The 15,540-nt window shown below is 45.5% G+C and carries 10 protein-coding genes; 4 read left to right on the plus strand and 6 right to left on the minus strand.

Annotation, left to right across the window (positions count from 1 at the left end):
* Positions 1–207 precede the first annotated feature (207 nt).
* Positions 208–1,554 carry a DUF2868 domain-containing protein gene (locus ACZ2XM_RS08400; RefSeq protein WP_490589373.1) on the plus strand — a complete coding sequence of 449 codons (1,347 nt, stop codon included), beginning with the start codon at positions 208–210 and terminating at the stop codon, positions 1,552–1,554.
* A gap of 80 nt (positions 1,555–1,634) precedes the next feature.
* A complete protein-coding gene (locus ACZ2XM_RS08405) occupies positions 1,635–3,302 on the plus strand; it encodes a DUF3482 domain-containing protein (RefSeq protein ID WP_490589372.1) in 1,668 nt (555 codons plus the stop codon).
* A gap of 12 nt (positions 3,303–3,314) precedes the next feature.
* Here the strand turns inward: ACZ2XM_RS08405 and ACZ2XM_RS08410 are convergent, their stop codons facing one another.
* From ACZ2XM_RS08410 to ACZ2XM_RS08430, 5 genes are all read right to left on the minus strand, one after another.
* Entirely contained in the window at positions 3,315–4,319 is a 1,005-nt protein-coding gene (locus ACZ2XM_RS08410) for an ArsA family ATPase (protein WP_490589371.1), read from the minus strand.
* A 71-nt stretch (positions 4,320–4,390) separates the two neighbouring features.
* The gene (locus tag ACZ2XM_RS08415; RefSeq protein ID WP_490589370.1) at positions 4,391–4,657 is read right to left on the minus strand and encodes a cory-CC-star protein; all 267 of its coding nucleotides are present in this window, start codon (positions 4,655–4,657) and stop codon (positions 4,391–4,393) included.
* Positions 4,658–4,833: 176 nt separating this feature from the next.
* Entirely contained in the window at positions 4,834–6,507 is a 1,674-nt protein-coding gene (locus ACZ2XM_RS08420) for a carbon starvation CstA family protein (protein WP_490589369.1), read from the minus strand.
* A 297-nt stretch (positions 6,508–6,804) separates the two neighbouring features.
* Positions 6,805–8,820, minus strand: a complete 2,016-nt coding sequence (locus ACZ2XM_RS08425; protein WP_490589368.1) for a hypothetical protein — start codon at positions 8,818–8,820, stop codon at positions 6,805–6,807.
* Between the two features lie 28 nt (positions 8,821–8,848).
* Positions 8,849–11,467, minus strand: a complete 2,619-nt coding sequence (locus ACZ2XM_RS08430; RefSeq protein ID WP_490589367.1) for a hypothetical protein — start codon at positions 11,465–11,467, stop codon at positions 8,849–8,851.
* 361 nt (positions 11,468–11,828) lie between these two features.
* On the opposite strand from ACZ2XM_RS08430, the gene ACZ2XM_RS08435 reads away from it, so the two are divergent.
* Both ACZ2XM_RS08435 and ACZ2XM_RS08440 read left to right on the plus strand, forming a co-directional pair.
* Positions 11,829–12,497, plus strand: a complete 669-nt coding sequence (locus ACZ2XM_RS08435; RefSeq protein WP_490589366.1) for a hypothetical protein — start codon at positions 11,829–11,831, stop codon at positions 12,495–12,497.
* Positions 12,498–12,581: 84 nt separating this feature from the next.
* Positions 12,582–13,145: a hypoxanthine-guanine phosphoribosyltransferase gene (locus ACZ2XM_RS08440; RefSeq protein ID WP_490589365.1), complete on the plus strand. Its 564-nt coding sequence runs from the start codon at positions 12,582–12,584 to the stop codon at positions 13,143–13,145.
* A 124-nt stretch (positions 13,146–13,269) separates the two neighbouring features.
* Here the strand turns inward: ACZ2XM_RS08440 and recD are convergent, their stop codons facing one another.
* Positions 13,270–15,531: an exodeoxyribonuclease V subunit alpha gene (gene recD, locus ACZ2XM_RS08445; protein ID WP_490589364.1), complete on the minus strand. Its 2,262-nt coding sequence runs from the start codon at positions 15,529–15,531 to the stop codon at positions 13,270–13,272.
* Positions 15,532–15,540 lie beyond the last annotated feature (9 nt).

Here is a 15,540-nt window from a genome sequence, read left to right on the forward strand (position 1 = left end):
TATATTTCATAATAAAATTAATCTTATAGCTAAACTGACTACGCAGCAGTACAGCACAATCACACTAAACCCTTGTGGCAAATGAGCTACAATGAGTGAAACAAGATTTGACTTAGTTATTCATGACTACTGCACTATTTAGGCATTTATCTTGTTGGTATTATTATCCTGAAGTCTTTTGAACCCTATTATGGACACCTCACCCTAATGCTATCGAAACAAGACCAACTTACTGAGCTAGTGCGCGAGCTAGAAGGCCAAAATCACGTTTTTGCTGCCGACCCTTTACTGGTCACTGAAAAGTTGCAAGACGAGACGGCGACCCCAATCCAAAAGTTGCATCGCCGCGCCGAACGTATTGATATGAATGGGCAGCTGGCGAGTACGTTGGGCAAGATTGATGGCCGAATTAAGGGCATTATCCTGGTGATGAGTATCGTGTGGTGCATCTCAGGTTTTGTGGGTTTATTTACCTTGCTACAAGCCAATGTGGTCAATTTTTTCTACGTCTTGGTGTGTCTATTAGGTTTTCATACTTTGATGTTAGTGGGTTGGCTAGTCTTCACGTTAGTCAATCAAGGCAAGCAGTCTCCCAGTATTATTACCAGCTTTATTAGCCCTAAAGCGTTAATTCGTGGTAAAGACGATGTGACCCAAGCCGCCGTAGCGGTTTATGATCGCCAGCTACAACATACGGGGATGCGCTGGTATCTCAGTAAATTTAGCCATCAGCTTTGGCTAGCGACTTTGACGGGGATGCTGCTGGCCATTATCTTTTTGCTTATCGTGCGCCAGTATAGTTTTAGTTGGGAGTCTACCCTGCTGTCTGATGCGACCTTGATGTCACTGACCCATTGGCTCGGCTGGTTGCCCAGTATGGTCGGCTTTAGTGTGCCTGATGCTGAGGCTATCGCGCAGAGTCGCTTGGTACAGGGAGCCATGCCACTATCTATTGCGCGGCAGTGGGCAGGCTTGCTGATTGGTAGTTTGCTCATGTATGGCATCGTGCCTAGAGCCATAGCTTGGGCGTTTTGTGCGTTGATGTTTAATCGCAAACAGATGCGTTTAGACTTAAAACTGCCTTATTATCAAAAGATAATTAGCTTTTGGCAGCGTAAAGTGGTTGATGCGGATGACTTCATTGAGCGCGTGCAACCCGTAGCACCAGTGGCCAAAGTGACGCCAGGACAAAAGCTCGTCGCCCTCTTAGAGTATCCCTATGATGATGCCGCGTGGTATCTTGCAGCAGCCGGTGAGCAGGTGCATAATTTTGGTATCTTAGATGACCGCGATGATATGGATAGACTGCTTAGTTATCTTGATAATAACCCTGTCCAAGTCTTGCTAGGTATCCATGCCCACGCCCTGCCTGACCGTGGCACTATGCGCAAGCTGGATAAAATTGCCAGTCATGCGAAGCAAGGATTGATTGTACAATTACTCAATGAGCCTTCAGCCGCTGCCTCTACCACTATTAATAATGCGGAAAAAGATCGTTATCAACAGTGGCAGACGGTCTTAGCCGAACGGCAAATCGGTTTGGTCTCAGCCTAATAAGTCGTATAAGCCGCTAAAAACTTATAACTCTATAAACTTTATAATTCTTTTATAACTTTACTCAAGAAATAAAAACTATGTCTACTCCTTTTAAGAATACTGACAGCCCTACTGATGCTGGCTCTAATATCGACGCTGGTCAAGCTAAGCCGCAAGGATTGTTTGCCGATAAGGCCTTTAAGCTAGACAAGGCTGATGGCAATGAGCCTGTAGTCATGGCCGCAGAAGTCTCGGCTAATACGATGGTAGACAATCCTGCTACAAGTTTAGAAAAAACTGAGTCAGTCGCTGAGGCTAACGGCGATAAAACCATGTCAGAAATCTTAAAGGAAGCCCCAAGGACGACGCTCGCCACGGGTGAAGCACTGAAATTAGCCGTCGTGGGCCATACCAATACCGGCAAAACCTCCATCCTGCGCACTTTGCTACGCGATATGTATTTTGGTGAAGTTAAAAATGAAGCGGCTACTACCCGCCACGTTGAGCGCGCGATTATTAGCGACAGTCAGACGGGTGAAGCGCTCGTTGCCTTATATGACACTCCAGGATTAGAAGATGCCTCGGGCTTGATGGACTGGCTTGAGGACAATACTGCCAGTCGCCGTGATGGTATCGAGCGACTGCAACAATTTTTGGCCAATGATATTGCCAAAGGTGGCGATGAGCGGGTAAGTAGCAGCAATTTTGAGGATTACTCGCAAGAAGCAAAGGTGATTCGTCAGGCGCTAGCCAGTGATATGGCAGTCTACGTAATCGATGCGCGTGAGCCGGTATTGGGTAAATATAAAGACGAGTTGGCGATTCTATCGTGGGCAGCTATCCCAGTGATGCCCGTATTTAACTTTACAGATAGCCAAGATGCTAACATCAGTGAGTGGCAAACCATGCTGGCGCGCCGTAACTTGCATATCTCGACCCGCTTTGATTCAGTAGCCTTTGAATTTAACGATGAGATGCACCTTTGGCAAAACCTCGCTACCATGCTCACCCACCCGGAAATACTCAATCAGCTGATTCATCGCCGCAAAGAAGATTGGGAGCGTCTGTATGATGAGGCTACTATCGTCATCGCGGATTTCTTGCTGAATGTCGCCGCCTTTGTGCGTGAGATTAAGGAAGAGGATGACCCGATGCCGGTATTGCATGAGATGCAAGAGGCCGTGCGCCAAACCGAGCGTGCTATGCAAGGTCAGCTACTTAACCTGTATAAGTTTTATGACAATGCAGCAGTGGCCACGCCTTTAGAGCTGCAAGAATACCAGCAAGATCCTTTTGACCCAGAGCTGCTAAAAGCTTACGGCATTCGTACGACTTCTGGAGCGGCAGCAGGGGCGTTATTAGGGTTAGGCATTGACGCAGCAGCGTTAGGCACGACCTTAGGTTTAGGGGCGGCACTGGGCGGTATCGCCGGTGGTCTGCTGTCGAATACCGGCAGTATTGCTGACAAGATTGCCGGCGTGAAGCGTCTGTATATCGATCCTGCGACTTTGACCTTATTGGCCACCCGCTCGCAAGACCTATTAACGTCATTGCGCCATCGTGGTCATGCGGCAACTGCCGATAGCCCGGTCGCTGAGTTACAAGAGCAGTCTATCGCGCCTTGGGAGCCGAATAAATTACCAAGCGAGCTCAAAAAAGCCCGTGGCAAACCGCAATGGAGCAGTTTCACGGGCAATAACAGCGAGCAGTCTCGCGAGATGCGCATGGATGCCGCTTGGAATCTATCGAGAAAACTGCGTCGTTAGTTTTTTAAAACGCTACTGTGCCGTTATCGCCTGTAGCGCAGCAAAGCCGCGAATATCTGTCTTCTGCAGATACATCTGGTAGCGCGGGTAGTCGCTAAATATCTGCTCAATCTCTGCTAGTAATTTCTGCTGGCGGGTCGCTCGTTGTTGCCAAAAGTCATCGCTCTGCTGCGGTTGAATCAACTGATTGACCACAATAGCCGCTGGCGTGAGTTGCGCGGACTTTAACTGCTCTGTAGCGCGGCGGGTCTCTTCAATCGGTAGCGTATCTGCGGTCAGCACTAGGATTACAGCCGTTTTCTCCTTGTCGTGTAGCAAGTTGCCCGCGGCACTGAATAGCTGCTTACGACGGCTCAATACCTCTACGGCTTGTTGCCAACGGTCTGGTTTGCCTGCCTTCTCAAAAGGGTTGGTCAGTTGGTTTTTTTGTGTCGCAGTACTTAGATGATCTGCGGCACTTTTTAGTTTAGCCTGCCGGCGTTGCTGCGTGAGCAATCCGTCAGTCCACGCTTCCATCATTTCCGGTAATACGAGTAGCCGCAAGGTGTGTCCCGTCGGTGCAGTATCAAAGATGACATGCTCGTAGCCTTCCGCCACAGCGTCGACCAAATGCTTGCAAATAGACTCGAGCATCGCGGCCTCCTGCGCCCCCGGTGCCGTCTTGGACAGTTTGAGATGCGCCTGAATCTTCGGCATCATCTCAGGATTTGCATAGCCGCTAATCGTGCGCTCTACTTGGGCAAAATGCTGATCTATAATAATGTCGGGGTCTAATTCAATAATATCCAGTTGCTCATGCAGCGCTGTTTTCTGATGGCCGAGTTTGGTTGAAAAGATATCTCCTAAACTGTGCGCCGGGTCGGTCGAAATCAATAAGGTACGCTGACCCTGAGTCGCAAAATTGACCGCCAATGCCGCTGCCGTTGTGGTCTTACCTACCCCACCTTTACCCCCAACGAAGACAATAGGCGTGTTATTTAACTGGCGAGCCAACTGCTGAAGCGGCTGAAAACTCATAATGAGCTCCTGTAAACATACTGATTTAAATAGGTGGGCAAGCCCCATTGTTATTGTTCAATTAACTAAGGCTAGCAGCAACCGCCATGTTGTAGCGGACAGCGCTCCATACCCATACGAGTATGCCACTCATGGAATTTTTCTAGAAATATAGGTTGTAGCTCTAAGGTATAAAAGCTGGCTGGATTATCAATGCCCAAGCTTTCTGCAAATAACAGTAGCATGAACAAATCTTCTTCATCACGCGCAGCGCGGGCAAGAGTTTGCCGGTATGGCGCATGGTAGAACTCGTTAAGTCCTTCAACGAAACGCTGCCACAATGAGAGCTCTTGGCTCATGGTTGTCTCCTTGATTGGCTAGGCCCTAAGTGCTGCTTAAGCATAACCCTGTCTAAATGTTAGCTTTTTATCGTATTCATTCTATCACTCAACATATCACCCTAACGAAAAACGCCAGCGACTGCCAGCGTTTCTTCTATCGTTATGAATATCTAAGTGCTTACCTATTCTAGAGACTAGCTAGCTTTTTTATGTTGACGCCATTCGCGACGTAGCACAGAGAAGCTCTCAAAAGTCACTAGAATAGTAGCGACCAGAATAATTAAATCCATGATGACCAATAACCAGTTGCCATCGACATAGAACGTTTTTAATTGAATTAATAATGCGAAAACCGACATGACGAGCAAGAAAGTTAACGGCAGTAAAGTGTACCAAATGGTTTTGCCATTACGTAGCAAAATTACGGTCACAATCATTAAGGTCAGCGCAGCCATTAACTGGTTGGTCGTACCGAATAACGGCCAGATAATCATACCACCTGAACCATCGATACCACCGGCACCAAAAGCCAATAGCAAACAAGTAGCCACGGCTAAGAACGTCGCCACAGTACCTTTTCTTAAGGCGGGCAGGTTGTAAATTTCACCAAATTCTTGGAAGATATAACGCTGTAGACGCACACCGGTATCCATCGTAGTGCCCGCAAATAGAGCTGCCATTACGGTCAGCATGGTTTGTGAAAGCACCATATCAATACCAACACCTGCATTTAGGATAGTCGCACCACCATCGATAAAGGCACCGATTGAGCCGTCACCGAATTTTTGATAGACCGCCTCCCAATCTGCCAGAGTCGCAAAACCTGCTGTAGCAGCTAGAATAGCACCTAAAGCTAGCATGCCTTCGCCGACCGCACCAAAATAGCCGACAAAACGGACATCTTCTTCTTTATCAATCTGCTTAGAGGTAGTACCTGTAGCGACAAGACCATGGAAACCTGAGATGGCCCCACACGCAATGGTCACGAACAATAGTGGCATGATAGACGGAGTGTCCATCGGCAAGTTATGGTTGATGGCTGGCGCGACAATATCTGGCGTAGCGATAAAGATAGCACCATATAACAAGATTAGACCAACGAACAACTGCAGACCGTTGATGTAATCGCGGGGTTGGAGCAACATCCAAACCGGCAGTAATGACGCAATGGCCGCATAAGCGAATAGGATGATAATCCACATAGCATTATCGGGCAGCCCCATAAAGGTCTCGGGCAGTACGATCGGGAACATAGGCCCTAGATAAATCAGCGTATATAGCGCCACAACCCCGATGATAGACACCAAAGGCAAGCTCATTTTATAGCGATAGATACACTGGCCGATAATAGCGGCTACGATTAGCGCACCCCAAACAGGCAGTACCGATGAAGGGGTCTTGATCATCATATTAGCGATAGCCACACCGAAGACGGCGTTGACCATGAGCAGCAATAAGAAGATGACAATCATCATTAAGGTACGAACGCGAGTGCCCATGACGGAGCCTGCGATTGAGCCAATAGACTGGCCTTTATTACGAATACTTGCCCAGACTGCGGACATATCGTGGACACCGGCCATAAAAATCGTCCCTAAGACGACCCAGATAATGGCCGGGACCCAGCCCCAGATGACCGCAATAGCCGGACCGATAATGGGTGCAGCACCCGCTACCGACGTAAAGTGGTGGCCCCAAAGGACATATTTATTGGTAGGCACATAATCGATGCCGTCTTTTAGCGTATGGGCTGGCGTGGGTATGCTGTTGTCTAGCCCCAAGATTTTTTTGGCAATAAATTTTGAATAGAATAAATAGCCGCAAATCATCGCAGCGACACCAAACAAGAGCACAATGGCACTGTTCATTTATCTCTCCCTAGATTGTATAAAACGCATCATCCTTGAATAACAACAGTTATAAGTGTGATGGATTGTGAGGTGGTAATAGAGCAGTATTTTGTCAAACTATGGTTTGAAACGAGGAATGTTGCTGTAAGTTGCTATAGGTAACTGTGGTGCTGCAAATGTTACCCGAACCAGTATAACAATATAATATCTATCAGTATGCTTTATTGGCCGATTATTATAGGTAAATTATAAAAAAATGCTATCAGAACTTGTCTAATAGCATTTATAAGGTTATCAAGCTTGATAATATAACCTTTATTCGTATTCTAAATCATCACCGACTGCATCAATTGCGCCCACTGCTTCAGCGGCATCGGCATCACTATTTTCATAATCGCTATCTTCATAATCGCTGCTAACCCCTTGCATTTGAGCACGCGCCATCGTCTTATACATAGACAGTATACCAAAGATGGTTTTACCAATCTCCGTACCCTCTCCTGAGTCATAATACTCACTCAACGACTTGCTATAGGCTTTAATATCCACGCTATTGCTAGCCGTAGGTACTTGTGCTGCTGCTGGCAAGTTTGGATAGGCTATTGGCATGGATGATAGGGCTTTATAGTGAGTTAAAGCATCTATGGTTAAGCCCTCGCCCGTCTCCACCCCAAGGCTATTTTGTTTTGGCATTTGTGCCCGCTGCATTTTCCATAACAATTGACCGTTGCCATTATAGCCATAGAGGCTTTGGACGGCCGTCAAAGGAGTTTGGTCAGGGCTAGCCGATACTTTCGCATATTGAATCTTGGTAGGTGCAGCGTTATTCAACACTTTTTTAGCGTCCTGAGCCGTTGCTAATTGTTTTTCGGCTTGAGTATCTTGAGTAGTAGCGGCCTCTTCTAAATGCGCTTTAATCAAGCTAAGGACTTGTTTGACGATAGCTTTGCTGGTGAACATGGCTGCGTTTGACTCTGCCTCGTCTGCTCCCGTCTCTAAATTGGTTTCGAAACTGCTTTCTACATTGGTTTCTAAGCCAGCTTCACTGGCGTCATCCAAGTCATTCGTCACCTCGGCATCAGCAGCGTCTTCTTCAGCAATCAGTTCTGGATATTTTTGCGTCAGCTGGTCATATAAATGACGCAAATATAGATTACTGGCTGCCTCACTGGCGCTGTCCGTTTGCTCTTGGCTAGCAATAGTCTGCGCCGTGAGCATAATCGGCAGATGCTTCGGAGCTAATGGTGGCGTCAATGTCTTGAGCTGTGCGGGGCTAATGAACTTAAATTCTTGCAGTGGTGCGGACTCAAGCGCAGCATCTAGAGCGGTAAAGTGACTTTTGATTAAGTCACGACCAAAGCCCGCTGGCAGGCTACCGTCATTGAGAGACAGTTTGAGCCATTTGTTTTGCCAAGTCGTCCCAAGTTTGTCATCGAGAGACTCTGATATAGCTAAAGCAAAGTTGTCTGCCCAAAAATAGATATCGCCGTTGCGCGCATCGATATAAATAGGTTGGTTAACGGCTGAGACATGATTGCGGGTTTGGTACTGAAAGGTAGGCAGTGCTGTTATAGCACCGGCAAAAGGCTTATACACCCCTTGTGCGCTGATAGTCATAGGCTTGAGCAAATAGGCCTCTAACAGTTTGGCTTTTTTGACTGATAAGCGCGTGTGAGTATTGTCATAGCCCGGTAAAAACTCGGTTTCTGATTCTTCAGTAGCTGCATCTTCTTCATTTTCTTCAGTAGCTGCATCTACCGTTTCTGTGGCGGCAACTGCTACGGCCTCTGCGGTATCATCCACTTGGCTATCTTCTTCATCGTCATACCAAGCGGCTTCAGTAGCCCCATCACCCCTAGCCTTTTCCCAAGCACGATACTCCTGATCACAGTCTAAGTAACTGGTCTTTAAGGCCTCGCGCTGCGGAGTAAAAGATTCATCATCTGCTGCCATACCTTGCGCTTCTGCTTGGGTCATCAAAGCCACATAGGCTTGGTCATGCACGTATTCACAGTGATTTTCTGCTGTCTCTGCCATTGCTAACTGCTGCGGAGTCGCTTTCGCTAATGCAGCTTGATAGTTTTGGTTCGAGACTTCGATAGACGTTTCATAAGCATAAGTACGAGTGCGTTGCTTTTGCCAAGTGTCTGCGATGGTCTTTTTGGCCAAAGCAGCATTTTTACTGTCGTTAGCAGAGTTGCTAGCCAATGGGCTGCTTGACGTTATCGGCGTGGTCTGACAGGCCGCTAGTGCCAAAGTTAGTGCTGAGATAGCCGCAATATTGGCTGGTATTTTTAGAGCCGAGCGCTGGCGAGAGTCATGTAATGGCATTATAAATATCCTATTAACCTTAAAGGTGTTAATCAGCGCTGACCGCATCATTATTATCATTAGTCGTGTCTGTCTTTACTGCAGGTTTACTCACGCTTGTTATGGTTCTGCGCTCATACTCTGAGGGTTCGTTAAGGGTCGTATTTGCTACTGCTGCCTCTTTCGCATAATCGGCATAGTCAGCATTGCCTTCATCGCTATAATCATCAGTGTCATCGTTGCCACTGCTTTCGCGCTCATAGTCATAACGAGCATAGCGGGCTTGCTCTAATTTATATTGCTTATCTTTAGTTGCCTGTAGCCAAGCATTACCATCGATTGGGGTGGTCGCAGATGGCGCAAAAGATTGGCTGAATAGTGGCGCTAAAGGATGCTGACTAAAGCTGGCTTGGTCATAGCGAGTTCGACTTAAGAAAGTAGACTTTGAGCCTAATAAATCGCCTCCCACTAGCGTACGTACCTGCTTGCCCAATAGGCGATCCGAGTTATCTAGGTAGTAGTAATTGACTCTATTAAAAGAGATGGGTCCGACGGCTTCTATTAATTGCAAAATAGAGCCGGCATCTTTGGTTTGATAGTGGCTATTGTACTCTTGCCATTTGTCGATACTGGCCTTAATTCTGGACTCTTCTGGAAATTGCTCAGGATGTGCAGCGACATAATCCTCTAAACTCTGTGCCACATGTTTAATGATACCGCCGACCATCTCACCTGTTTGCTTGCTGCCAAAGTTGACCTTGATAGCTTTCGTAGCGCCAATCTGTTTGGCATAAGCATCTTGGGAAATATCTACCGCAGTGAAGTACTCGCTATCTAGATTGCCCATGCTCTTTTCGATAGCATCCACGAAAATATCGTAGATCACATTGGCGGGCAGTTGCGTAGCTAATTCTTCCGGCATATTAAAGCGGACGGTACTCGCACTCATCTCTTCAGGTAAAGGAGCACTATCAGGTTTGGCGAGCGCGATGATAGGCAATACGGCGCTTGGATCAACCGTGATTTGAGCAGCATTAAAGTTGATACCCACTGGCAGCTGTATAGAGGACAGCATCGTTGGAGAGACAAAGTCATAGCTATAGACACTATCGAGCTGCTTATTTTTAGCATTAAATTTACTAACGCTATTTAAGGTTAAGTACTGATAGTTATATTGATTAGACGCTGCAATTTGCGCTGGCGTGCGTTTAAACCAATTAAACATTTGACCGACTACCCCAGAGTATTCGTTCATGCCGCCATAGCGACCCGCGTCTTCGGTATCTGAATCTGCCTCATAATCCTCAGAATCATAGTCTTCTGTAGCATAGTCCTCTGCAACATCAGAGTCGTCAGCCATATACTCTTCGCTACTATCTTCTTGAACACTGCTGTCTTGAACATAGTCAACTGCATAATCTTCTGCGGCAGCATCGGCGTCGGCTCTCATGACCGCGGCACTTGCTACTTCATCTGCGTAGTAGACTTGGTTATAGCTCTCAGCTTCACAAGCAGAAAACTCATAATACGCATCGGCGTAGGCTTGTGGCGCATTCTTATAGGTTTTGCCGGCTAGTCCCAGTGTCTTATGGGCTGACTCTAGGTTACCTGCACAAGCTACCAAACCTTGTTGATGATTTAAGCGGTTTTCTGTTAAGCCATAGGAGATATAAGCAGCGGGCTCCAGCACATGCAGATTATTTACCCGGTCATAGCAGACGTCGTAACTTTTAAATACGCTATCGTATAAGTCATAATCCATTTTTTTGGTGGATCTTGATGGGCTGAGCATATCGTTCAAATTACGATCAAACTGTTGGACACAAGCATTCTGAGCAGTGATATATTGCTGTTGATAGCCTGTAGCGGTGGTTAAGATATCACTATAACTAGATTTCGTCTCCGTCAGACAGTCGCTGTAGGCTTTTTTGAGCGGTTTAACTGCATTGGAGTTGGTCGTTAAGTTAGGATTGGCCTCTACTAGACCATCTAATTCATAGGAATAATCCAACACACAATCATTGGTATTGTCCACATAAGCAATAGCGCGGTCCGTAGCGGCCACAAAATCGTCTGACATTCCCGTCTGTCTATCAATATTATAATTATCAGTCGGCAATCTATCGTTATCTTCATCGATATAGTTTAGGTATAAGGCGGTCGGCTCTGCTAAGTAACGGTCTGCATCGCGGTATGGCTTTTCATAACTGTCTTCATCAGAACTGTTTTCATCAGAATCATAGGAGCCATCGCTATAGTCTTCGTCATCGAGTTTTTTAGCAAAGGTCTCAAACACGGTACGTAATAGACTGTCAGATAAGGCATCCACACTGTCTTCTTTAATGAAAGGTACGGCATGATGGCGCATTTGTGTCACGGCCACATGATCGCTAGTCAAATGACGGTGCAAAGATTGCAACAGGCGACGATGCGCATTCACATCCCCATTATTATCGTCTTCCACGAATAGAGCTTGATAAGCGCTGGTATTGGCAGTGACACGATTTAAATAATTGGCATCGTTGATGGTCGCCGCATTACTAGCACTGCTGTTAGCATGACCGCTCGTAGATTGGCAGCCGGCGAGCATGGCAGCGGCAATACTGATAAACAGAACGCTATATAAAGGTTTTGGAGGGGACAATAAAGTAGGGTTGTTATTTTTCATAATTGAGAGCCATCAGTCGCCATTATAGGCAAAATACCGTTGCCGCTAAGTGTATTATGATATGCAGAGCCATTCAACATAAACTTACAAAGGTTGATAATTTAGCAATATTATTGCTGAAAACCCATGGTTTCAAACGAATAATGCTAATTAAATGCAAAAGTTAATGATATTTAGGACTAAATAATCATATAATCGCGGTCCGCAACGATTCATTCCAAAAATTTTCTATAATCGACTTGATTAGAAAGTAATTTTGTTAGATAGTAGCGTATTTACAGTGAATGCTAGTAGACTGACTTTAGCACTCGTAATTAAATGAACCCCTAATTATTTATCGTGACCTTAAAAGGAATTTTAAATGGCGCATTATTTTGGCTTTAAACCTTCAGAGAAACTCGATGCCATGCTCAATGAAGCAGATGAGCTCATAACCAACGGCGCAGATGTCGACTACTACCCTTATCGCAATGATATCGCTCAGCAGATTGCAAGAGAGATTATCGATAACCTGTTGGTGAGCCTAATCGACGTCATTCCAAGTCCAGAGCGTCAAGCCTCTATGCGCAAAATCGTGCATTCTATTGAGAGCTCTACCGAGACTTTGCTCAAGGTATTGTTGGGTAAAGATGAAAGTGCCGACGTCATCCCTACTTTCAACTTTTTAAAAGATGAGTCCTTATTTATTGATAATGCGGGCGAGCGCCGTATTGGTCTCAAATTGCCAGAAGAGAGCGCCAAAGAAATTAACGCCAGTTTTGCGGCAGTAACGCCTGAGTCTGTAGACATTGATAAATTCAAACATGGTCTGCAAATCATGAATAATGAAGTCCTAGATCACTTCATCACTCGCTTTACTGCTACGCTAAAATTGGGTATGTTTAAACGTAAAGCGGTGCCAGTAGCTAAAGCGGCTATCAATAAAGGTCTCGATATGGCCATCAACAAACTGTTTCCGCAGCTGCCAGATGACTCTTTAAACCGCCTAGCAGAGTTCTATCGTCCCTTTATTGTCGAAATTAATGAATAAATACGTAATTTAGCGACGATGTTGTTGGGTTTGTTGCGCAATTCTTGGTAAAATAAGCAGCATTTTCAATGCAAGGCATATTCCATGACTCAAATCAGTAATCAAGAAATCGAACAGACCCTGCGCAATTCAGAATGTCTAATCAGCAGCATCGAAGTGGCTGCGGCTTATGAGCGTCTTGCGGCTACCTTAAATCTACATTATGTAGGCCTTAACCCTATCGTTATGGTCGTTATGAACGGTGGATTAATCCCAGCCGGACAGCTGCTGACTCATCTGACTTTCTACCATCGTATGCACTATATTCATGCGACGCGCTATCGTGGTAACGAAGGCACTAACGAGCTGGTTTGGAAATATCGCCCAGATGTGTCTTTAGAAGGTGAGCATATCTTATTGATCGACGATATTTTTGATGAAGGCATTACGCTAAAAGCTATCGTTGATGAGTTAAGCGTTGAAAACCCAGCGTCAATCAACTGCTGTGTGTTGTTAAATAAAGAACACGACCGCAAAGTAAACGACTTCGATGTCGATTTCGTTGGTTTAGATGTTGCTGATCGCTATGTTTATGGTTGTGGTATGGATTTCCACGGCTATTTGCGTCATCTGCCTGGCATCTATGCCATTAAAGAAGACAAAATGTAGTCTGTGATTGCGCTATAAAAAAGCACCCTATTTGGGTGCTTTTTTATGCGTATAGTATTTACACCTATTGGCTTAGCCATCAATTATTGATTAGTAATTATCAATAAAAAAGGCAGATTACTAATTATTCCTCAGCAAACTGCAAAGCCAACCCTGTCTGGCGCTCAGTTGGGGTGCTAATCGCTCGCGCAAAAGCCGTCGGTGTACTGTAAATACTTACCTGTTTTTTGGCACGTGTCACCGCCGTATAAATCAGCTCCTTACTTAGCAATCGCATATTGCTATCATCAAAAGTAATCGCTACATGCTCAAACTCAGAGCCCTGTGATTTATGAATGGTCATCGCATAAGCCGTAGCAATCATCTCGTCATTCAACAAATTAACCGCGATACCTTGCTGTTTATTCTCAAAAAACACCTCGAGCCCCTGCTCGGTCTGCAAACAAATACCAATATCTCCGTTAAATAAGCCGAGCTCATAGCTGTTCTGTAAGACCATGACCGGACGACCATGAAACCAAGGACTATTGGACACTGGCAGCTTTAATTCACTGATATGCCAATCACTTAAGTAGTTATTTAAGGCATGATCGCCCCAACGACCGTGGTGCCCTGCGGTTAAGATACGAAATTGATTGAGGGTAGTCAGCAATTCACTCACAAAGGTTTCATAGTCAACTTTAGGCATGGATTTTGCTAATTTTGACTTTTGTAGTGAATTCTTAATTTTATTTACGTAGTTTTGATAGCTATTTGAGAGGTTTTTAAGAATTTTATAATTGCTTAGGCTATTTATATTTTGATTGATAGTAATATTGGCGGTATCGTAAATATTACCCTCACTCATATTGCTATCAATACCATCTTCTCGAGATCTTACTGATTGAAAAGCTAAAGCTTCATCTTCTGCTAATAATTGCCAAATGCTCGGCATATCCGTCTTAGCACTATTAATCTGTACGGCTAACTTACCAATCCCTGAATCACTGCTAAAACGGCGACTTTCTGTCAACTCTTTATGCATCGTTTGCAACATCGGTATACGGCATAAGTCCGCCAGTACTGCTCCAGCATCGACGGCAGCCAACTGATTGGCATCTCCCAATAGAATCAACCTAGCGCCCGGTTTAATGGCACTGACCAAGTGGTTTGCTAACTCGACTCCTAGCATGGAAGCCTCATCAACAATCACAATATCTTCACTCAAAGGATTGTCCGTATGGTAGCGCGGCCGGCCACTCTGCCCGATACCGAGTAAGCGGTGAATGGTCTTCGCCTCTTGCAACTGCATACTCACGCCGGCTGCATCTAGAGCCGCTTGTAACGACTCCTGCATCCTTTGTGCCGCCTTCCCCGTGGGTGCAGAGAGAGCCAAGCTAGCGCTTTTATCTTTCGTAGCACGCTTAGGCAGTTTATCCTGATGCTGCGTGTCCTTTAGGGCAATAACCAGCTGCGCTACCGTATAGGTTTTCCCTGTACCAGGACCGCCAGTGATAATACTAAAGGCGCTATTATTAGCCATCTCAATCGCTGCTTGCTGCTCTGCATTAAGATCGGGATTAATAGCAATAGGCAATGGCTCAATCTGATAGCTGCTAATTTTTTGGATGCGCTGTGCTAATGTATGCTCTGCTTGCCAAGTGCGTTGTATCCATAAAGTTATGCTTAGGCTATTTTTATTATCAAGGTCTTGATAGCGGATGGGTGCTGATTCTTTGCTAATTGCCGTGGTAAATAGGTCATTCTCGGAAATGAGTTGAATAAATTTGCTTAGGCTATTTTCTATACTGGTCGTTAGCTGATTGCTGCTTTGAAAATATTCATATAACTTACGCCCTAGCTTATAGCGCTCCGTCAGTACTTTATGGTCTTCTCGCGGTAATGCTAATTGCATAACAACTTGTGGCCATTGTGCTAATAAAAGGGGGATTGACTCATTACTACTTAGGCTATTTTCAGTAGTGGTATTACCCCCTTCGTTTTGCATAGTCTGCTCTGCAACGGTTAGCATGGCTTGATCGATATACTCTGTCAGAGGAGACAGCAAAATCATTACCAGTTGTTGTTGCCAAGCATATAAAATAGCAGACGTATTGCTATCATTACCGCTATCATCAGCACTCAGGGTTAATACCGTATGCCCTTCTTCTAATTGCTGTGCTAAAGCGATAAATAGTGCCTTAAATAACCAAGCGTGCTTTTGCTCAGCGTGCTGCTCATTCTCTATAGAAGCACCAACAGCACTGCCCTCCCCTGCAAACGCGGTTTCATAGGCTCGTTGATTCTGTAGTCTTCTTTGCAATAAATAATCGCTGACCGTATGTGCCCACGATTGCGTTACCTGGCTGGCAGTATTGGGGTTGGTCTTGTTATTGACTGTTTTCATAATAGGGCC

The organism is Psychrobacter sp. CoH-33_TS_01 (assembly GCF_058189395.1).